At 72.7% G+C, this 23,020-nt stretch carries 2 protein-coding genes; both read right to left on the bottom strand.

The genetic code is table 11. The features are described 5' to 3' along the window. Positions 1-425: 425 nt before the first annotated feature. Complete coding sequence (locus FHX81_RS00370) at positions 426-12,791, bottom strand: type I polyketide synthase (RefSeq protein ID WP_141974665.1); 12,366 nt, start codon at positions 12,789-12,791, stop codon at positions 426-428. 7 nt (positions 12,792-12,798) lie between these two features. Beyond that, positions 12,799-23,010 (bottom strand): type I polyketide synthase, encoded by a 10,212-nt coding sequence (locus FHX81_RS00365; protein ID WP_141974664.1) that lies wholly within the window; start codon positions 23,008-23,010, stop codon positions 12,799-12,801. Between the last annotated feature and the right edge of the window lie 10 nt (positions 23,011-23,020).

Below are 23,020 nucleotides of genomic sequence, written 5' to 3'. Positions count from 1 at the left end.
GGGGTGGGAGTAGGGGTGAGTGGGCCGTCCGGGCGCAGGGGCGTCGGGACGGAGGACCGGCGACGCGTTAAACCAGTGTTTACACGGTTGTCGGAAAAGGACGACTGGCTGGATTCATCGGCCAACGAGTTGTCACCGACGGCTATCGGTCGTTCGACCGACAACGGTGATCGCCCGGTGTGATATGGCGTTCGGGGTGGGCGGTGGAACGTGAGCGTCGCACGGTCGGCGGCGGGCGCGGGCGGCGGCGGGGTGCCCGGGCGGCCGGGCGGCCGGCGTTTGGATACCCGCAGATTTGCGTAAATAGACGCTGAATCGACGCTGAATACGCTGCTGGGCGGGGGCCCGAAGACCTCCGCCCAGCAGCGTCCCAGCAGTGCCGCGGTACCCACCGGATCACTCCGACCGCACCGCGGGTCGGTACCTCAGTCCCCCGGCCAGTACCGCCGGCGCTGGAAGGCGTACGTGGGCAGCGGGACTCGCGCGCCGCCCCGTCCGGCGAAGAACGCCGCCCAGTCGACGGCCTGGCCCCGCTCGAACAGCGCCGCCACCGTCTCAACAGGCCCGCCGGACCCGTCGATCACCACACGCTCCGCCTCCACCGATCCGCCGTCCACAGGCCCGCCGTCCACAGGCCCACCGAACCGGAGCACCCTCACCTCACCCTGCTCACCAAGCCGCCCGAGCGGCACCACGGGCACCACCGCCCCCGCCCAGCCGACATCCTCCCGCCCCAGCACGACCCGCGTGGCGTCCTCGAGCGACAACACCCCCGCCACGTGCGCCGCCACCACAACCCCCACCTCACCGGACCGGCGGCCACCCCCACCGACCACCTGACGGAGCCCATCCGGCACCTCATCCACCCCCGGGCCATCCACGACCACCAGATCGGCCCGAACCCCCCACCGCTCCAACACCCGCACCAACGCCACCCGAACCACGAACCCCAACGCCGCCGCGTACTTCTCTTCCTGGCCACCGGCGCCATCCTGCGGCTCGGTCGCGCCGAGCGCCTCCGCCGAGCTCATCAAGGCCGCCAGCGGACGCTCCAGCTCCTTGTCGAAGTACGCGCACGTCTCGTCGAACGCGACCGCGAACGATCCGCCCTCGGCGTACCACTCGCGGGCCGCGATCGCGAGCCCGTCACCCGTGGCGTCCCCGGCAGCGTCGGGGAAGGCGAAGGCCAGGCGGGCACGGGTGGTGGGGGTTGGGGGGATCGTCCCGCCCGCGAGACGGGTCAGCCAGTCCCGGAGGGCGGGCTGGTCTCCCACGTGCGCGGCGCGGTAGGGGAGGGTGGCGCGGGCGGTGGCGAGGGTGGTGGCGACGTTCAGGGGGGACAGGTCGGGTGCCGCGCCGCCGCCTCCTTCTTTCCCGGCAACGTCGATGGTGCGGTGGAAGTTTCCGGGACCGGTCGCTCGACCGGGTGAATCCAGGGCCGCCAGCAGACGTGCGGCCTGTGCCCGCAACCCCTCGGGACTGGCCGCACTCAGGACCCACGGTACCCGGGTCGGGGCGGCCGTGCCCGGACGTTCAGTCGTAGGAGTGGGTGCGGGTGGTTCCTCCAGCACGGCGTGGGCGTTGGTGCCCGTGATGCCGAACGACGAAACGCCCGCACGACGAGGCCGGTGGTCGGGGCGCCGCCACGGGCGGGATTCGGTCAGCAGCCGGACGTTGCCCGAGGCCCAGTCCACCTTGGTCGACGGAACGTCCACGTGCAACGTGCGCGGCAGCACGTGGTGCCGCATGGCCATCACCATCTTGATCACGCCGGCCACGCCGGACGCGGCTTGCGGGTAGCCGATGTTCGACTTGATCGATCCGAGCCAGAGCGGCTCGGCGCGGTCCTGCCCGTAGGTGGCCAGCAAGGCCTGCGCCTCGATCGAGTCGCCCAGCGCGGTGCCGGTTCCGTGTCCTTCCACGACGTCCACCTGGTCCGGGGTGATCCCGGCGTCGGCCAGCGCCCGCCGGATCACGCGTTGCTGCGACGGCCCGTGCGGCGACGTCAGGCCGTTCGACGACCCGCTCTGGTTCATGGCGGTCCCGCGCACGACCGCCAGCACGGGGTGCCCGTTGCGCTGCGCGTCCGCGAGCCGTTCCACCAGCAGCACGCCGACACCTTCGCCGTACCCGATGCCGTCGGCCGCGTCGGCGAACGCCTTGGTGCGCCCGTCCCCCGGCAGCCACCGCTGCCGGCTGGCCTCGGCGAACGTCGCGGGTGTGGCCATCACGACCGCCGCGCCCGCCAACGCCATGGAGCACTCGCCGCGCCGCAACGCCTGTACCGCCAGGTGCAGCGCCACCAACGACGACGAGCACGCCGTGTCGACCGTGACCGCCGGGCCTTCCAGCCCGAAGGTGTAGGCGATCCGCCCTGATGCGGCGCTGGCGTTGATGCCCGTGCCCATGAACCCGGCGCCGGTGGCGCTCTGGTGCAGCCGCACGCCGTAGTCGTGGTAGATCAGCCCGGCGAACACACCGGTTTCGGTGCCCCGCAGGGACGTCGGGTCGATCCCGGCCCGTTCGAACGCCTCCCAGGACGTCTCCAGCAGCAACCGCTGCTGCGGGTCGGTCTGCACGGCCTCGTCGTCGCTCATGCCGAAGAACCCGGCGTCGAACCGGGCCGCGTCGTGCAGGAACCCTCCTTCGCGCACGTGCGACGAGTCGAGCTCGACGCCGTCCCACCCGCGGTCGGCGGGGAAGCCGCTGATGGCGTCCCGCTCCCCCGCCACCAGCTCCCACAGCTCTTCGGGCGAGGAGGCGCCGCCGGGGAAGCGACAGGCCATGGCGACGATGGCGATCGGTTCGTCACCGGTCACCGCGGTCGTGACCGGGACGACCGGCGCGGCCGCGGCGGGCACGAGGCTGTCGCGCAGGTGCGCGGCGAGCGCGAGGGCCGTGGGGTGGTCGAAGACGACGGTCGGTGGCAGGGCGAGGCCGGTGGCGGCGCCGAGCCGGTTGCGCAGTTCGACCGACGTCAGCGAGTCGAACCCGAGTTCCTGGAACGCCCGGTCGGGGTCGACGGACGCGGCGCCGGCGTGGCCGAGGACCGCGGCGACGTGGGTGCTCACCAGGTCGAGCAGCTGCCGGTCCTGTTCGGACCGGGTGAGTGCGGCCAGTCGTCCCTTGAGCCCGTCGGTGACGGCCGTGTCCTGCCGCGCCGCACGTCGGGTGCGGCGCAGCAGGCCGCGGAACAGGGGTGGCACGTCGTCGCCGACGGGGCCTGCCATCTCGAGCTTGGCGGGGACGAGTAGCGCGGACGGCGTGGCGAGGGCGGTGTCGAACAGGTCCATGCCGTGCGCGGTGGTGAGGGCGGCCATGCCGGAGCGGGACAGGCGGCGCAGGTCGCCGTCGTCGAGCCGGTCGGTGATGCCGCTGCTGTCGGCCCACAGGCCCCAGGCGAGGGAGGTGCCCGGCAGACCGCGGGCGCGGCGGTGTTGGGCGAGGGCGTCGAGGAACGCGTTGGCGGCGGCGTAGTTGGCTTGGCCGGGCGCGCCGAACACGCCGGCGGCCGACGAGTAGACGACGAACTGCTCGACGTCGCCGACCAGGGAGTGCAGGTTCCACGCGGCGTCGACCTTGGGCCGCAGCACGGCGTCGACGCGTTCGGGGGTCAGCGACGTGATCACGCCGTCGTCGAGCACGCCGGCGGTGTGGACGACGCCGGTGAACGCGTGGTCGCGCACGAGGTCGGCCACGGCGGACCGGTCGGCGACGTCGCAGGCGACGATCCGCACGTGCGCGCCCAGCGCGGTGAGTTCCGCGGCCAGTGACGACGCGCCGGGGGCGTCGGGTCCGCGGCGGCTGGTGAGCACGAGGTGACGGACGCCGTGCGCGGTGACGAGGTGCCGTGCCGCGACCGCGCCGAGGGTGCCGGTGCCACCGGTGACGAGGACGGTGCCGTCGGGGTTCCAGCCGGTCCCGGCGGCGGGTCGGGTGACGCGGGCCAGTCGGGGCGCGTACAGCTTGCCGTCGCGCACGGCGACCTGGGGTTCGTCGGCGCTGAGGGCGAGGTCGACATCGTCGCCGTCGACGAGGACGAACCGGCCGGGGTGTTCGGACTGCGCGGACCGCACCAGGCCCCAAACGGTGGCCGCGACCGGGTCGGGGGCCTCGTCGCCGATGGCCACCGCGTTGCGGGTCCGCACGACCAGCGTCCGGTCGCCTTCGAGCTGTCGCCGCACGGCTTCCAGCACGCGGTGCGCGGCTTCCCGGGCGGCCTCGGGCACGTCGCCGCCGATGTCGATGGTGATCAGGTCGTGGTCGACCGCGGCACGGCCGGGTGTCACCTCGCGCCATTCGACCTGGAACAGCGAGTCGACGAACCCGGCCGCCGCGCCGAGTTCGGCGGCGGACGGGGTCCGGTGTCGCACGCGGGCGGTGAGCACGGCCGCTCCCGTGCCGTCGGCCGCGACCACGTCGTCCTTGGACGCCCGGACCCTGAGGGTGGCGGCCCCGGACGCGTGCAGCACGAGGTCCGTCCAGGTGACGGGCACGCCGTCGGCGGCGGTGGCCAGGCCGGCGACCTGGGACAGGGCTTCCAGCAGCACGGGGTGCAGGCCGAAGCCGCCGTCCTCGCCGCGGATCTCGGCGAACACCTCACCGCCGCGCCGCCACGCCTTGGTCAGCACGCGGTAGGCGTCGCCGTAGGTGGCTGGTGCTTCGGCGTAGACGAGGTCGACGTCCAGCGGTGTGGCGTCGGCCGGCGGCCAGTCGACCAGGTCGGTCGGAGCCGCGCCGCCGGGGGCGACGACAGCGGTGGCGTGCGGCGTCCACGGTGCGTCCGGCTCGTCCACGCGGGTGTGCACGGCGACTTCACGTCGGCCGTCCGCGTCGGGGGCGTTCACCACGACCTGCACCTGCACGCCGCCGCGTGCGGGCAGGACGAGGGGCGTGTCGACCGTGACGTGCTCGACCAGCGTGCAGCCGACTTCGTCGGCCGCGCGGATCACCAGTTCGGCGGTGACGGCGGCGGGGACGACCGGTGTGTCCAGGACGGTGCGGGCGGTCAGCCACGGGTGTTCGGTGGCGGACAGGCGCCCGGTGAGCAGCGTGGCGTCCAGTCCGGGCAGGGTGACGGCCGCGCCGAGCAGGGGGTGCCCGGCGGCGGTGAGGCCGAGGCCGGACGGGTCGCCGGCGCGCCGGGTGGCGCGTGGCCAGAACCGCTCGTGCCGGAACGCGTAGGTGGGCAGTTCGACGGTTCGCGCGTCGCGGCCGGCGAAGAACGCGGGCCAGTCCACCTTGACGCCGCGCACGTGCAGGGCGGCGACCGCTTCGACCAGGGCGCGGTCCTCGGACCGGTCGCGGCGCTGGGTGGCGACGAGCGCGCCGTCGCCGGTCAGGTTCTCCTCGCCCATCGCGGTGAGCACGCCGTCGGGGCCGAGTTCGAGGAACGTGGCGACGCCTTCGTCCTGGAGCACGGTCATGGCGTCGCCGAACCGCACGGAGTCGCGGACGTTGCGCACCCAGTACTCCGGTGCGCTCATCTCGTCGCCGACCGGGCGTCCGGTGACCGTGGAGACGATCGGGACGGTCGGGGTCGCGTAGGTCAGGCCGCGGGCGACGTCGCCGAACTCGGCCAGCATCGGTTCGACCAGCGGTGAGTGCGCGGCGAGCCGGACGTTCAGCCGCTTGTGCTTGCGGTCGGGGAACGCGGCGACGACCCGGTCGACGGCGTCCTCGGTGCCGGACAGGACGAGCGAGTCGGGGCCGTTGACCGCCGCGATGTCGACGTCGGCCGTGAGCAGCGGTGTCACCTCGTCCTCGGGTGCCTGCAGCGCCACCATGACGCCCGTTCCGGGCAGGGCTTCCATGAGCGCGCCGCGGGCGACGATGAGGGTGGCGGCGTCGTCCAGTGACAGGACGCCGGCGACGTGGGCGGCGGCGAGTTCGCCGACGGAGTGCCCGGCCAGGAAGTCCGGTCGCACGCCCCAGTGCCTGATCAGCCGGAACAGCGCCACCTGGAGTGCGAACTGGGCGGGCTGGGTGTTGACGGTGCGGTCGATGTCGTCGGACCGGATCGCGTCGCGGATGGAGCGGCCGAGGCGGGCGTCGACCGCCGCGCACACCTCGTCGAACGCTTCCGCGAACACCGGGAACGCGGCGTGCAGCTCGCGTGCCATGTCGCGTCGTTGCGCGCCCTGGCCGGTGAACAGGAACGCGAGCTTGCCCGCCCGCGCCACGCCGCCGAGGTCGCCCGCCGCGATGGCGGCCAGGCCCCGGCGGAGCTCTTCGGTGTCGGTGCCGACGACCGCGGCCCGGTGGTCGAACGCGGTGCGGCTGGTGGCGAGCGAGTGGGCGATGTCGAGCGGGGTGCCGCCGTCGTGGGCGAGCAGCCGTTCGGCCTGGGCGGCGAGGGCTTCGGCGGACTTGCCGGACAGCACCCACGGCACGACGCCGGGCTTCGGTTCGGGCCGCGGCTTGAGCGGGGCCGGCTGTTCGAGGATCACGTGCGCGTTCGTGCCGCTGACGCCGAACGACGAGACGGCGGCGCGGCGGGGCCGGTCGACGTCCCAACCGCGGGCTTCGGTCAGCAGCTCGACCGCGCCCGCGTCCCAGTCGACCTGGGGCGTGGGCTCGTCCACGTGCAGGGTCGCGGGCATGATGCCGTGCCGCATGGCCATGACTATCTTGATGATCCCGGCCGCGCCGGCCGCCGCCTGGGTGTGACCGATGTTGGACTTGATCGAGCCGAGCCGAAGGGGCTCGCCATCGCGGTCGCGGCCGTAGGTGGCCAGCAGGGCCTGTGCTTCGATCGGGTCGCCCAACGTCGTGCCGGTGCCGTGCGCTTCGACCAGGTCGACGTCCGCGGTGGACAGGCCTGCGGTGGCCAGGGCTTGCCGGATCACGCGTTGCTGCGAGGGGCCGTTGGGTGCGGTGAGGCCGTTCGAGGCGCCGTCCTGGTTCACCGCGCTGCCCCGCACGACCGCCAGCACGGTGTGGCCGTTGCGGCGGGCGTCCGACAGGCGCTCCACCAGGATCATGCCGACGCCCTCGGACCAGCCGGTGCCGTCGGCCGCGCCCGCGAACGACTTGCAGCGGCCGTCGGGCGACAGGCCGCGCTGGCGGCTGAAGTCGACGAACGTGCCGGGCGTGGCCATCACCGTGACGCCACCCGCCAGCGCCAGGTCGCACTCGCCGTTGCGCAGCGCCTGGATCGCCCAGTGCAGCGCGACCAGTGACGACGAGCACGCCGTGTCGATGGTGACCGCGGGTCCTTCGAGGCCGAGCAGGTAGGCGACGCGGCCGGACGCGACGCTGCCCGCCGTGCCGGTGCCGGCGAAGCCTTCGACGTCCTCCTCCGTCCCTTGGAGGGTGGCGATGTAGTCGTGGTACATGACGCCCGCGAACACTCCGGTCCGGCTGCCGCGCAACGTCACCGGGTCGATCCCGGCCTGTTCGACGGCTTCCCAGGACGTTTCCAGCAGCAGGCGCTGCTGGGGGTCCATGGCGAGGGCTTCCCGCGGCGAGATGCCGAAGAAGGCGGGGTCGAAGTCGGCGGCCGTGTGCAGGAACCCGCCTTCGCGCGTGTACGAGGTGCCCTGGTGCTCGGGGTCGGGGTGGTAGAGGGAGTCGACGTCCCAACCGCGGTCGTCCGGGAACAGCGTGATGCCGTCACGGCCTTCGGCGACCAGCCGCCACAGGTCGTCCGCGTTGCCGATCCCGCCCGGGTAGCGGCAGGCCATGCCGACGATCACGATCGGGTCGTGGTCGGTCGACGTCCGCCGCTGCACGGGCACGACGGGACCGGTCTCGCCGACGAGTTCGTCGCGCAGCAGCCCGACCACGGCGGTCGAGGTCGGGTAGTCGAACACGAGGGTGGCGGGCAGGCGCAGGCCGGTGGCGGCGTTGAGCCGGTTGCGCAGCTCGACGGCCATCAACGAGTCGAAGCCCAGTTCCTGGAACGCCCGGTCGGCCTCCACGGAGGCCGTGTTGGCGTAGCCGAGGACGCCCGCGACCTGAGAGGCGACCAGGTCGAGCAGCACTTCGTCCCGTTCGACCCCGGTCAGGCCGGCCAGGCGCTGGGCGAGGCCGGTCGCGGCGGCGGTGTCGCCGACGACGCGCCGGGACGTGCGCACCAGGCCGCGGAACAGCGGCGGCACGTGGCCCGCGTCGGCGACGGCCTTGGCGTCGAAGCGGATCGGGATCAGCAGGGCCCGGTCGGTGCGGGTGGCGATGTCGAACAGCCGCACGCCCTCGTCGGACGACAGGGCCGCCGCGCCGTCCCGTGCCAGCCGTTGCCGGTCACCGTCGTCGAGGGTGCCGGTGATGCCGCTGGTCTCGGCCCACAGGCCCCACGCGAGGGAGGTGCCCGCCTTGCCGTGGGCGCGGCGGTGGTGGGCCAGGGCGTCCAGGAACGCGTTGGCGGCGGCGTAGTTGCCCTGCCCGGCCGCGCCGAACACGCCCGCGGCCGAGGAGTAGAGGACGAAGTTGCGGGCGTCGGGCAGCAGCTCGTGCAGGTGCTGCGCGGCGTCGACCTTGGGCCGCAGCACGGCGTCGATCCGGTCGGGGGTGAGCGCGGTGACCACGCCGTCGTCCAGCACACCGGCCGTGTGCACGACACCGGTGAACGCGTAGTCGGCGACCAGGTCTTCGACGGCGTCGCGGTCGGCGACGTCGCACGCCACCACCGCCACTTCCGCGCCCAGTTCACGCAGTTCGGCGGCGAGTTCGGGCGCGCCGGGAGCGTTCGAGCCGCGACGGCCGGCCAGCACGAGCCGCCGGACGCCGTGCTCGGTCACCAGGTGCTTGGCGACGAGCGCGCCGAGCGTGCCCGTGCCGCCGGTGATCAGCACCCGGTCGTCGGCGTGCCAGACCGGGTCGGCGTCGGTGGCGGGGACGCGGGCGAGCCGGGGCGCGAACAGCTTGCCGTCCCGCACGGCGACCTGCGGCTCGTCGGCGCTCAGCGCCAGTGCGACGTCGTCGCCGTCGACCAGGGTGAACCGGCCGGGGTTCTCCGACTGGGCGGAGCGGACCAGTCCCCAGGCCGCGGCCGCGCCGAGGTCCGTGACGTCCTCGCCGACCACGGCGACCGCGCCGTCGGTGTGGACGACGAGCCGTTCGGCCCGTTCGTCGGCCAGCCACCGCTGCACCGCTTCGAGGGCGCGGTGCGCGGCGTCACGGGCGGGCAGGCCGGTGATCGTGACGACCTCGTGGTCCGGCGTGTCACCGCCGGGCGTGACAGGCTGCCACTCCACCTGGAACAGCGAGTCCACCTGCGCGGTGGTGCCTTCGAACGCCGCGGCGGGGCGCAGCGCGAGGGCGCCCACGGTGGCCACGGGAAGCCCGGCGGCGTCGGCGACGGCCAGCGTGATGCCACCGTCCCCGCTGGGTGAGACCCGCACGCGCAGGCTCGGCGCGCCCGAGGCGTGCAGGGTGACGCCGGTCCAGCTGAACGGCAGCTGCGCCTGGCCCTCGGGCAGGAACCCGCCGAGGCCGACGGCGTGCAGCGCGGCGTCCAGCAGGGCGGGGTGCAGGCCGAACCGGGCCGCGTCACCGTCGGCGGGCAGGGCGATCTCGGCGAACACGTCGTCACCGGCGCGCCAGGCCGCGCGCAGTCCCCGGAACACCGGGCCGTAGCCGAAGCCGATGCCGGCGAGGCCGTCGTAGAGGGACGTCACGTCCAGCGGTTCCGCCTGCGCGGGCGGCCACTGGGCGAACTCGAAGTCGGGGGCGGGTGGGGTGCGGCCGAGCAGCCCGGTGGCGTGCCGCGTCCACGGCTCGTCCTCGACCTGCGAGTAGATCGACAGCTCGCGCCGTCCGCTGTCCGTGGGCGCGCCCACCGCGACCTGGACCCGAACTCCACCCCGGGGCGGGAGGACCAGCGGCGCTTCCAGGGTCAGTTCTTCGATCGTGGCGCAACCCGCTTCGTCACCGGCGCGGATCGCCAGTTCCACGAACGCGGTTCCGGGCACCAGGACCGACCCCATCACCACGTGATCGGCCAGCCACGGCTGCGCCCCGACCGCCAGCCGCCCGGTCAGCAGCACTTCGCCGGAGTCCGCCGCCGTGACGACCGCACCCAGCAACGGGTGCCCGGCCGCCGCGAGCCCGGCCGCCGCCACGTCACCGGCCCCGACCCCGGCCCTGGGCCAGAACCGGGACCTCTCGAACGCGTAGGTCGGCAGCTCGATCCGCTTCGCCCCACGTCCGGCGAAGAACCCGGCCCAGTCCACCGCGACACCGCGCGCGTGCACCTTCCCGACCGCTTCGAGGACCGCCCGGTCCTCGGGCCGGTCCTTGCGCTGCGCCGCCACCAGTTCCGGCACGTCCGTGGTCAGGCAGTCCTGCCCCATCGCGGCCAGCACACCGTCCGGCCCGACCTCCAGGAACGTCGTGACCCCTTCGGCCTCCAACCGCCGCACCGCATCGCTGAACCGCACCGTCGCGCTGACGTGCCGCACCCAATAATCCGCGTCGAACACCGTGCCTGCGGAGGGGTCCCCGCCCAGGGGAACCCTGTTTTCAACGCTACTCGAACCGTCCGACAACACCGTGGACACGATCGGGATCTGTGGATCATTGAACGTCAAACCGGCGACCACAGCCCGGAACTCCGCGAGCATCGGGGCCATCAACGGCGAGTGGAAAGCATGACTCACCCGCAACCGCTTCGACTTGGCGTCAAGACGCGCAACCAGCGCATCCACCGCCGCTTCCGAGCCCGAGACAACCACCGAACGCGGGCCGTTGACCGCGGCGATACCCACGCCCTCGGTGAGCAGGGGCACGACGTCAGCTTCGTTGGCCTGCAACGACACCATCACACCACCGGCGGGCAAAGCCTGCATCAAACGACCACGAGCCGTCACCAAACGAGCCGCGTCAGCCAAAGACAACACACCCGACACGTGCGCCGCCGCGATCTCACCGATCGAGTGACCAGCCACGAAGTCCGGACGCACCCCCCATGATTCAAGCAAGCGGAACAGAGCCACCTCGAACGCGAACAGAGCGGGCTGCGTGAACCCGGTCTGATCAAGCCGGTCCTCGTCCTCCCACATCACGTCACGCAGAGCGGGCTCCAGGACCGCGCACACCTCATCGAACGCCGAAGCGAAGGCAGGAAACGCACGATGCAGCTCCCGACCCATCCCCACCCGCTGCGCACCCTGACCGGTGAACAGGAACGCCAGCCGTCCGGGCCGTCCCGCCGGCACCGGCGACCCCTCGGCCACCTCCCGTACCCCGGTGACCAGCGACTCCCGGTCCTCGCCGACCACGACCGCCCGGTGCTCGAACGCCGAACGGGACGTGGCCAGCGAGAACCCGATGTCCACCGGCGACGGCGTCGGGTCGGTGTCGAGCCACGCCAGCAGGTTCGCCGCCTGCCCGGCCAACGCCGTTCCCGTCCGCGCCGACAGCACCCACGGCACCAAGCCGGCGCCGACACCGGCCGGAGCGTCCTCGACCGGCGCGGCTTCCTCCACGATGACGTGCGCGTTCGTGCCGCTGATCCCGAACGACGACACACCGGCCCGCCGCGGCCGTCCGTCGACCTCCCACGGCCGCGCCGACGTCAGCAGCGACACCGAACCGGCCGACCAGTCGACCTGCGGTGTCGGCTCGTCCACGTTCAACGTCGGCGGCAACACACCGTGCCGCATCGCCATGACCATCTTGATGATCCCGGCAACACCCGCCGCCGCCTGCGTGTGACCGATGTTCGACTTCACCGACCCCAACCACAACGGCTCACCACCACGACCCTGACCGTAAGTCGCCAACAACGCCTGCGCCTCGATCGGATCACCCAACGTCGTACCCGTACCGTGCGCCTCCACCGCGTCCACCTGGTCGGCGGACAGGCGGGCACTGGCCAGCGCGTCCCGGATCACCCGCTGCTGGGACGGACCGTTCGGCGCCGTCAGGCCGTTCGACGCACCGTCCTGGTTCACCGCGCTACCGCGCACGACGGCCAGCACGGTGTGGCCGTTGCGGCGGGCGTCGGACAGCCGCTCGACGAGCAGCATTCCCGCGCCCTCGCCCCACGCCGTACCGTCCGCGCCACCCGCGAACGCCTTGATCCGGCCGTCCGGGGCCAGCCCGCGCTGCTTGCTGAACTCGACGAAGATGCCGGGCAGGGTCATCGCGGTCACGCCGCCGGCCAGCGCCAGGTCGCACTCGCCGGTGCGCAGGGCGTGTGCCGCCAGGTGCAGCGCGACGAGCGACGACGAGCACGCCGTGTCGATCGTGACCGCCGGGCCCTCCAGCCCCAACGTGTAGGAGATGCGGCCGGAGGCGACGCTGGCGGCCGTGCCGGTGCCGATGAACCCGGCCACGTCGTCCTCGGTCTCGGCCAGGCGGGCGACGTAGTCCTGCCCGTTCATCCCGGCGAACACGCCGACCTTGCCGCCCCGCAACGAGGTGGGGTCGATGCCGGCCCGTTCGATCGCCTCCCACGACGTCTCCAACAACAACCGCTGCTGCGGGTCCATCGCCAACGCCTCACGCGGCGAGATCCCGAAGAACGCGGGGTCGAAGTCCGCGAGCCCGTGCAGGAAGCCGCCCTCGCGCACGTAGGACGTGCCTTCGTGCTCGGGGTCGGGGTGGTAGATCGAGTCGACGTCCCAGCCCCGGTCGGTGGGGAACGGGGTCATCGCGGACGTGCCGGTCGACACCAGCTCCCACAGCTGCTCGGGCGTGCCGACACCGCCGGGGAACCGGCACGCCATCCCCACGATGGCCACCGGCTCCCGCAGCACGCCGGTCAGCTTGCGGTTCTGCTCGCGCAGGAACTCGCTCTCCTTCAGCGACTTGCGCAGGGCTTCGACTAGGCGCTCGTCCGGCATCGCGGTGTCACACTTCCTCGGTCGACTCGTCGGCGCCGCCGCCTTCGAGGGCCATCAGGATCAGGGCTTCGGTGTCCATCACGTCGATCGAGTCGCGCTCGGTCGCGTTCTCCCCGGCGTCGGTGTCGGCGGTGACGCCGCCGAGTTCGAGGAGGCTGTCCAGCAGTCCCGCGTCACGCAGCCGGGACAGCGGGATCTCGGCGAGCACGCGCCGGATCCGGTCCTCCCCCGCCGCGTCGGTGTCGCCGTCGGGCAGCAGTTCGGCTTGCAGGTGCTCGGCCAGCGCCTGCGCGTTCGGGTGGTCGAAGACGAGCGTCGCGGGCAGTTGCAGGCCGGTTTCGGCGTTGAGCCGGTTGCGCAGCTCCACGGCGGTCAACGAGTCGAAGCCCAGCTCCTGGAACGCGCGACGCGGGTCGATCGCCCCCGCGTACCCGAGCACGGCGGCGGCCGCCGTGCCGACCAGGTCGGCCAGTTCCCGGCTCCGGTCGGCCGCCGACAGGGTCAGGAGACGGTCCCGCAGGCCGCTTCGGGAGCCGGTGCGGGCGGTGCGGCGGGACGATCGGGCGAGGCGGCGGAACAGCGCCGGCACGTCCCCGACGCCCGCCAGTGTCGCCGCGTCGAACCGGGTCGGCACCAGCAGCGCGTCGGGCAGGGCGGTGGCGATGTCGAACAGCCGCAGGCCTTCGTCGGTCGACAGGGCCGTCATGCCGGAACGTGCGACGCGTTGGCGGTCCCCGTCGTCGAGCCCGCCGGTGATACCACTGGCTTCGGCCCACAGGCCCCAGGCCAGGGACGTCGCCGGCAGCCCGTTCGCGCGACGAAGCCGCGCCAAAGCGTCCAGGAACGCGTTGGCCGCCGCGTAGTTCCCCTGACCCGCCGCGCCGAACACACCAGCGGCCGACGAGTACAGGACGAAGTTCCGCACGTCCCCGACCAGCTCGTGCAGGTGCCAGGCCGCGTCCACCTTCGGCCGGAACACCGCATCGACCCGCTCCGGCGTCAACCCGGTCACCACACCGTCATCCACCACACCCGCCGTGTGCACCACACCCGTGAACGAGTGATCGGCCACCAACTTCTCGACCGCCTCACGATCGGCCACATCGCACGCCACCACCGTGACGCGGGCGCCGGACTTCTCGAGGTCGGCCACCAACTCGCCGGCACCTGGCGCCTCAATGCCGCGACGACTGGTCAACACCACGTCCCGCACACCCCGTGACACCAGGTGGCGAGCCGCGAGAGCGCCCAACGCGCCCGTGCCACCGGTGATCAGCACCCGGTCGTCGGAGTTCCAGGACGGTTCGACGTCGGTGGCCGCCACCTGCACCAGGCGGGGCACGAACAGCTTCCCGTCCCGGACCGCGACCTGCGGCTCGCCGACGCTCAACGCCGCCGCGACGTCGTCACCGTTGACGAGCGCGAACCGGCCCGGGTGCTCCGACTGCGCCGACCTCACCAGACCCCACACCGTCGCCGCCACCGGGTCGGTCTCGACCCCGGACGTGCGCACGACGAGCATCCCGGTCCGTTCCGCGGCCAGCCAGTCCTGCACCGACCGCAGCACCCGGTGCGCGGCGGTCCGCGCGGCCTCCGGGACGTCGCCGCCGGCCGTCACGGTGACGATCTCGTGCTCCGGTGTCGCGTGGCCCGGCTCGACCGGGTGCCACTCGACGCGGAACAGGGAGTCGACCACTTCGCGCACGGCGAGTTCCGCCGGGTCGACGGCGCGCAGCCCGACCCGCCCGGACAGGACCGGCGCGCCGGTGCCGTCCGCCGCGGTCAACGACCACGCGTCGCCCACCGGTGACAGCCGCACCCGCAGTTCGGTCGCACCGGACGCGTGCAGCGTCACGTCGTGCCACGACCCGGGCAGGTCGCCGTCCGCGATGGTGTGCACGGCGGTCTCGAGCAACGCCGGGTGCACGCCGAAGTCGTTCTCGGGCACGTGCACTTCCGCGTACACGTCATCGCCGTGCCTCCAGGCGGCACGCAGGTCGCGGAACGCGGGCCCGAGGTCCACGCCCTCGTCGAGCAGGGAGGCGTGGAGCCGATCGACGTCCACCGCGTCCGCCCCGGCGGGCGGCCACGCGGTCAGGTCGAAGTCCGGCTGGGAGGCGGCGGTGAGGAGACCGGTCGCGTGCCGGGTCCACGTTTCAGCCTGGTCGGCGCGGGCATAGACCGACACGGTGCGGTTGCCGGGGCCGCCGACGACGACCTGGACCCGGACCCCGCCGACATCGGGCAGCACCAGCGGCACCTCGGTGGTCAGCTCGGCCACGCACGGGCTGCCGACCTCGTCCCCGGCCCGGATCGCCAGCTCCACGAACACCGACGACGGCACCACGACCGCGCCCTGCACCTCGTGGTCGGCCAGCCAGGGCTGGGCGCTCACCGACAACCGTCCGGTCAGCAGCACGCCGTCGTTCTCGGGCAACGGCACGGCCGCGCCGAGCACCGGGTGCCCGGCGGGGACCAGCCCGGCACCCGTCACGTCACCGACGTCCACCGCCGGCCGCGGCCAGTACCGTTCGTGCTGGAACGCGTAGGTGGGCAACCCGACGCGCCGCGCGCCACGCCCGGCGAAGAACCGCGGCCAGTCCACCCGGACGCCGCGGACGTGGAGCTGACCGACGGCTTCGACCAGCGCCCGGTCCTCGGGTCGGTCCTTGCGCTGCGACGCGACCAGCGCCGGTCCTTCGGTGGTGAGGCAGTCCTGGCCCATGGCGGCGAGCACACCGTCCGGCCCGAGCTCCAAGAACGTCGTCACACCTTCGGCTTCCAGCGCCCGCACCGCGTCCTGGAACCGCACCGTCTCACTGACGTGCCGCACCCAGTAGTCCGCGTCGAACGCCGTGCCTGCGGGAGGGTCCCCGCCCAGGGGATCCCTGTTTTCAACGCTACTCGACAGGTCCGACAAAACCGTCGACACGATCGGGATCTGTGGATCGTTGAAGGTCAACCCGGAAACAACCGCACGGAACTCGTCAAGCATCGGAGCCATCAACGGCGAGTGGAAGGCATGACTCACGCGCAGACGCTTCGACTTGCGGTCCGGCAGTCCTGCCAGCACCTTCTCCACCGCGATGTCACTGCCCGACACGACCACCGATCGCGGCCCGTTGACCGCCGCGATGCTCACCTCATCCGTGAGCAGCGGGAGCACCTCGGCCTCGGTGGCCTGCACGGACACCATCGCGCCGCCGGCGGGCAGTGCCTGCATCAGCCGACCACGAGCGGTGACCAGACGAGCGGCGTCGGCCAGGGACAACACACCGGAAACGTGCGCGGCGGCGATTTCACCGATCGAGTGACCGGCCAGGAAGTCCGGGCGCACGCCCCACGACTCCAACAACCGGAACAGAGCCACCTCGACCGCGAACAACCCCGGCTGCGCGAACTCCGTCCGATCGATCCGCTCGGAACTCCACAACACCTCACGCAACGACGGGTCCAACTCCGCGCACACCTCGTCAAAGGCCGAAGCGAACACCGGGAACGCCGAGTACAACTCCCGACCCATCCCCATCCGCTGCGCACCCTGGCCCGTGAACAGGAACGCCAGCCGACCGGGCTTCGGGGTACCCGCGCCCGACGCCCAGCCGCCGTTCGCCATCGCGGCCAGCCCCTGCCGGAAGTCGTCCGCCGACTCGCCGACCACCACGGCCCGGTGCTCGAACACCGCCCGTGACGTCGCCAGCGAGAACGCGACGTCCACGACGGGGTGCGCGTCGACCCGGTCCAACAGCCGTGCCGCCTGACCGGACAACGCCTCGGATGTCTTCGCCGACAGCACCCACGGCACGACGGCCGCCTCCGGTTCGGGCTCCGCCTTCGCGGCCGGCGGCTGCTCCAGGATCACGTGCGCGTTCGTGCCGCTGATCCCGAACGACGACACCCCGGCCCGCCGCGGACGCCCGTTCGTCTCCCACGGACGCGCCGACGTCAGCAGCTCCACCGCACCGGCGTCCCAGTCCACCTGAGGTGTCGGCTCGTCCACGTGCAGCGTCTTAGGCAGCACGCCGTGCCGCATGGCCATGACCATCTTGATGATCCCGGCCGCGCCGGCCGCCGCCTGCGTGTGCCCCAGGTTCGACTTGATCGAGCCCAGGCGCAGCGGTTCGCCCTCACGGTCACGGCCGTAGGTGGCGATCAGCGCCTGCGCCTCGATGGGGTCGCCGAGCATGGTTCCGGTGCCGTGCGCCTCCACCGCGTCGACGTCCGCGGTGGACAGGCCGGCGGTGGCCAGGGCTTGCCGGATGACCCGTTGTTGCGAGGGGCCGTTGGGTGCGGTGAGGCCGTTGGACGCGCCGTCCTGGTTCACCGCACTGCCCCGCACGACCGCCAACACCTCGTGGCCGTTGCGACGCGCGTCCGACAGGCGCTCCACCAGGATCATGCCCACGCCCTCGGACCACCCGGTGCCGTCGGCCGCGCCCGCGAACGACTTGCAGCGGCCGTCCGGGGCCAAACCCCGCTGCCGGCTGAAGTCGACGAACGTCCCAGGTGTCGACATCACCGTGACACCACCGGCCAACGCCAGGTCGCACTCGCCGCTGCGCAGCGCCTGGACCGCCCAGTGCAACGCCACCAGCGACGACGAGCACGCCGTGTCGACCGTGACCGCCGGACCTTCCAGCCCCAACGCGTAGGCCACGCGACCGGACGCGATGCTGCCCGCCGTGCCGGTGCCGGCGAAGCCCTCCACGTCGTCGGCGGCGGTCTGGAGGTAGGCGACGTAGTCGTGGTACATGACGCCCGCGAACACCCCGGTCCGGCTGCCGCGCAACGTCACCGGGTCGATGCCCGCGTGCTCCAACGCCTCCCACGACGTCTCCAACAGCAGCCGCTGCTGGGGGTCCATCGCCACCGCCTCACGGGGCGAGATGCCGAAGAACCCGGGGTCGAAGTCGGTGGCCGTGTGCAGGAACCCGCCTTCGCGCGTGTACGAGGTGCCCTGGTGTTCCGGGTCGGGGTGGTAGAGCGCGTTCACATCCCAACCGCGGTCGGTGGGGAACAGCGTGATGCCGTCACGGCCTTCGGCGACCAGCTGCCACAGGTCGTCCGGGTTGCCGATCCCGCCCGGGTAGCGGCAGGCCATGCCGACGATCACGATCGGGTCGTGGTCGGTGGCCGTGCGGCGCTGGGTCGGGATCGCCGGTGCCGCCTCCCCTACCAGCTCGGTGCGCAGCAACCCCACCACGGCGGCCGGGGTCGGGTAGTCGAACACCAGCGTCGCGGGCAGCCGCAGCCCGGTCACCGCGTTCAGCCGGTTGCGCAGCTCGACGGCCGTCAGCGAGTCGAAGCCCAGGTCCTGGAACGCCCGGCCGGCTTCGACCTGCGCCGGGTTCGCGTACCCGAGGACACCGGCGACCTGCGAGGCGACCAGGTCGAGCAACACGTCGTCCCGCTCGTCCTCGGCGAGGCCGGCCAACTGCCGCGCCAGCCCGCTCGCGGCCACCGCCGCCGCTTCGACCGCCCGCCGCGCCGGTGCCCGCACCAGGCCGCGGAACAGCGGCGGGACCTCGGGCGCGGACGCCATCGCCTTCAGGTCCAGCTCGATGGGCACCAGCAGCGCCCGGTCGGCGCGGGTCGCGATGTCGAACAGGTGCATTCCGTCCGCGGTCGACAGGGCGGTGCCCGAGCGCGAGATGCGTTGACGGTCCACGTCACCGAGCGCGCTGGTGATGCCGCTGCTCTCCGCCCACAGACCCCACGCTAGGGACGTCGCCGCACGACCCGTCGAACGCCGAAGCTCGGCGAGCGCGTCCAGGAAGGCGTTCGCGGCGGCGTAGTTGCCCTGCCCGGCCGCACCAAACACGCCCGCGGCCGACGAGTAGAGGACGAAGTTCCGCACGTCGGGCAGCAGCTCGTGCAGGTGCCAGGCGGCATCGACCTTGGGCCGCAGCACCGCGTCCACCCGTTCGGGAGTCAGCGCGGTGATCACGCCGTCGTCCAGCACACCGGCCGCGTGCACGACACCGGTGAAGGTGTGTTCGGCGAGCCTGGCCACGGCGTCGCGGTCGGCGACGTCGCACGCGACCACCGCCACCTCGGCACCCAGTTCACGCAGTTCGGCGGCCAGTTCGGGAGCGCCGGGGGCGTCCAGGCCCCGACGGCTGGTCACCACGAGGTTGCGCACGCCGTGCTCGGTCACGAGGTGCCGGGCGACGAGCGCGCCGAGCGCGCCCGTGCCGCCGGTGATCAGCACCCGGTCGTCGGCGTGCCAGACCGGATCGGTGTCGGTGGACGGCACCCGGGCCAGCCTCGGCACGAAGAACTTGCCGTCCCGCACGGCCACCTGCGGCTCGTCCAACGCCAACGCCTGGGTTACGGCAGCGTCGTCGTCGGTGTCGACCAGCACGAATCGGCGCGGGTTCTCGCTCTGCGCCGACCGCACCAGCCCCCAGGCCGCCGCCGCGCCCACGTCCGCGACGCCCACGTCCCCGATGGCGACCGCGCCTCGCGTGCGCACCACCAGCGGCTGGGGCCGGTCTCGGGCCAGCCAGTCCTGCATCGCCGCCAGCACCCGGTGGGCCGCGTCGCGCGCGCCGTCCGGGCCGCCCTGCGACTCGACGGTGACGATCTCGTGGTCGACCGGCTCGGCCTGGCGCGCGTCGACTTCCCGCCAGTCGACCTGGAACAGCCGGTCCACGAACTTCGGCGTGCGGGACAGCTGGTCGGCCGCGATGGGCCGCAGCGCCAGGTGGCCGACGGTGGCGACCGGCGCGCCGGCGGCGTCCGCGACCAGGATCTCCGCCGCGCCGTCCCCGATCGGCGACACCCGCACCCGCAGGGCGGGCGCGCCGGACGCGTGCAGGGTCACGTCGCGCCACGCGAACGGCAACCGCGCCCCGCCGACCGCGCCGCCGAGGGCGACCGCGTGCACGGCCGCGTCCAGCAGGGCGGGGTGCAGGCCGAACCGGGCCGCGTCACCGTCGGCGGACAGGGCGATCTCGGCGAACACCTGCCCGTCGCGCCGCCACGCCGCCCGCAGTCCCTGGAACAGGGGTCCGTAGCCGAACCCGATCTCGGCCAGACCGGGGTAGAAGCCGTCGAGCCCGATCCGCTCCGCGTCCGCGGGCGGCCACTCGGTCAGGCTGAAGTCCGGTACCGCCGGGGCGTTGGTGAGGACGCCGGTCGCGTGCCGGGCCCACGGCTCGTCACCTTCCCGCCCGTACACGGAGACCGAACGCGCTCCCGTGCCGTCATCCGCTCCCACCACCACCTGCACCTGTACGGCGCCGTTCGGCGGGAGGATGAGCGGCGCTTCGACGGTGAGTTCTTCGAGCGTGCCGCAGCCCGCTTCGTCGCCCGCCCGGATCGCCAACTCCACGAACGCGGTTCCGGGCACCAGGACCGACCCCATCACCACGTGATCGGCCAGCCACGGCTGCGCCCCGACCGACAACCGCCCGGTCAGCACCAGCCCACCGGACTCGGGCAGCTCCACGGCCGCACCGAGCAACGGGTGCCGTGCCGCCGCCAACCCGGCCGCCGTGACGTCACCCGCCCCGAGCCCGCCTCGCGGCCAGAACCGGTCCCGTTCGAACGCGTAGGTCGGCAGGTCCACCCGTCGCGCACCCCGACCGGCGAAGAACCTCTCCCACTCCACCCGAACGCCTCGCGCGTGGATCCGGGCAACAGCCTCGACGAGCGCGCGCTCTTCGGACCGGTCTTTGCGCTGTGCCGCGACCAGTGCTGGTTCATCCGTGGTGAGGCAGTCCTGGCCCATGGCGGCCAGTACACCGTCCGGCCCGATCTCGAGGAACGTGCTCACGCCCTCGGCTTCCAGCGCCCGCACCGCATCGCCGAACCGCACCGTCGCGCTGACGTGCCGCACCCAGTAATCCGCGTCGAACACCGTGCCTGCGGAAGGGTCCCCGCCCAGGGGATCCCTGTTTTCAACGCTACTCGAACCGTCCGACAACACCGTAGACACGAACGGGATCTGTGGATCGTTGAACGTCAACCCCGACACCACAGCCCGGAACTCCGCGAGCATCGGAGCCATCAACGGCGAGTGGAAAGCATGACTCACCCGCAACCGCTTCGACTTCACGTCCAGACGCGCCACCAGAGCATCCACCGCCGCTTCCGAGCCCGAGACAACCACCGAACGCGGACCGTTGACCGCCGCGATACCCACCTCGTCGGTGAGCAAGGGCACGACGTCAGCTTCGTTGACCTGCAACGACACCATCACACCACCGGCGGGCAAAGCCTGCATCAAACGACCACGAGCCGTCACCAAACGAGCCGCGTCGGGCAAGGACAGCACACCCGAGACGTGAGCGGCGGCGATCTCGCCGATCGAGTGACCAGCCAGGAAATCGGGACGGATGTGCCACGACTCCAGCAAGCGGAACAGAGCCACCTCGAACGCGAACAAACCCGGCTGCGTGAACCCGGTCTGATCGAGCCGATCCGCGTCCTCCCACATCACCTCGCGCAGAGCCGGGTCCAGAACCGCGCACACCTCGTCGAACGCCGAAGCGAACGCGGGGAACGCGCGGTACAGCTCGCGACCCATCCCCACCCGCTGCGCACCCTGACCCGTGAACAGGAACGCCACCCGACCGGGCCGTGCGACGTCCCGGATGCCGCCCGAACCGTCCACGAACGCGGTCAGTCCCCGAACGAGGTCCGCCTGCTCCCCCACCACCACGGCGCGGTGCTCGAACGCGGCACGCGTGGTCGCCAACGAGTACGCGATGTCCGCAGCCGGGGTGTCCCCGACGGCCGCGAGCAGCCGTGTGGCCTGGCCCGTCAACGCACCGGCCGACTTCGCCGACAGCACCCACGGCACGACACCACCGGTCGGCGTCGGCCGCTCCACCGGCTCGGGCACGTACTGCTCCACGATGACGTGGGCGTTCGTGCCGCTGATCCCGAACGACGACACCCCGATCCGACGCGGCCGGTCGACGGCGGGCCAGGTGCGGGCCGAGGTGAGCAGCGAGACAGCGCCGGCCGACCAGTCGACCTGCGGTGTCGGCTCGTCCACGTTCAACGTCGGCGGCAACACACCGTGCCGCATCGCCATGACCATCTTGATGATCCCGGCAACACCCGCCGCCGCCTGCGTGTGACCGATGTTCGACTTCACCGACCCCAACCACAACGGCTCACCACCACGACCCTGACCGTAAGTCGCCAACAACGCCTGCGCCTCGATCGGATCACCCAACGTCGTACCCGTACCGTGCGCCTCCACCGCGTCGACGTCCGAAGCGGTCAAACCGGCCGCGGCCAGCGCCGCCCGGATCACCCGCTGCTGCGACGGACCGTTCGGCGCGGTCAACCCGTTCGACGCGCCGTCCTGGTTCACCGCGCTGCCCCGCACGACCGCGAGCACGGGATGTCCCTTGCGCTGTGCGTCGGACAGCCGCTCGACCAGCAGCATCCCGACGCCCTCGCCCCACGCCGTGCCGTCCGCCCCGCCCGCGAACGCCTTGATCCGGCCGTCCGGGGCCAGCCCGCGCTGCCTGCTGAACTCCACGAAGATCTCGGGCAGGGTCATCACGGTCACGCCGCCCACGAGAGCCATCTCGCTCTCACCGTGCCGCAGCGATCCCATCGCGAGGTGCAGCGCGACGAGCGACGACGAGCACGCCGTGTCGATCGTGAGCGCGGGGCCCTCCAGCCCCAACGTGTACGCGACCCTGCCGGAGGCGACGCTGGCGGCCGTGCCGGTGCCGATGAACCCGGCGACCTCGTCACCCGCGCCCTGCAGGTGGGCGACGTAGTCCTGCCCGTTCATGCCCGCGAACACGCCGACCTTCGCGCCGCGCAACGACGTCGGATCGATGCCGGCCCGTTCGATCGCCTCCCACGACGTCTCCAACAACAACCGCTGCTGCGGGTCCATCGCCAACGCCTCACGCGGCGAGATCCCGAAGAACGCGGGGTCGAAGTCCGCGACGTCGCTCAGGAACGACGCCTCCCGCACGTACGAGGTGCCTTCGTGCGAGGGGTCCGGGTGGTAGATCGCGTCCACGTCCCAGCCCCGGTCGGTGGGGAACGGCGACACGGCGGCCGTGCCGCCGGACACCAGCTCCCACAGCTGCTCCGGCGTGCCGACACCGCCGGGGAACCGGCACGCCATGCCGACGACGGCGATCGGCTCGGACTCCAGCTCGTGGATCCGGCGCCTGCTCTCGCGCAGGTCGATCGTCGCCTGCTTGAGGTACGAGACGAGCTTGTCCTCGTTCGACACCTGGATCAGT

The sequence above is a fragment of the Saccharothrix saharensis genome, assembly GCF_006716745.1.
GTDB lineage: Bacteria > Actinomycetota > Actinomycetes > Mycobacteriales > Pseudonocardiaceae > Actinosynnema > Actinosynnema saharense.
This window is presented reverse-complemented; position numbering and strand designations above follow the sequence as displayed.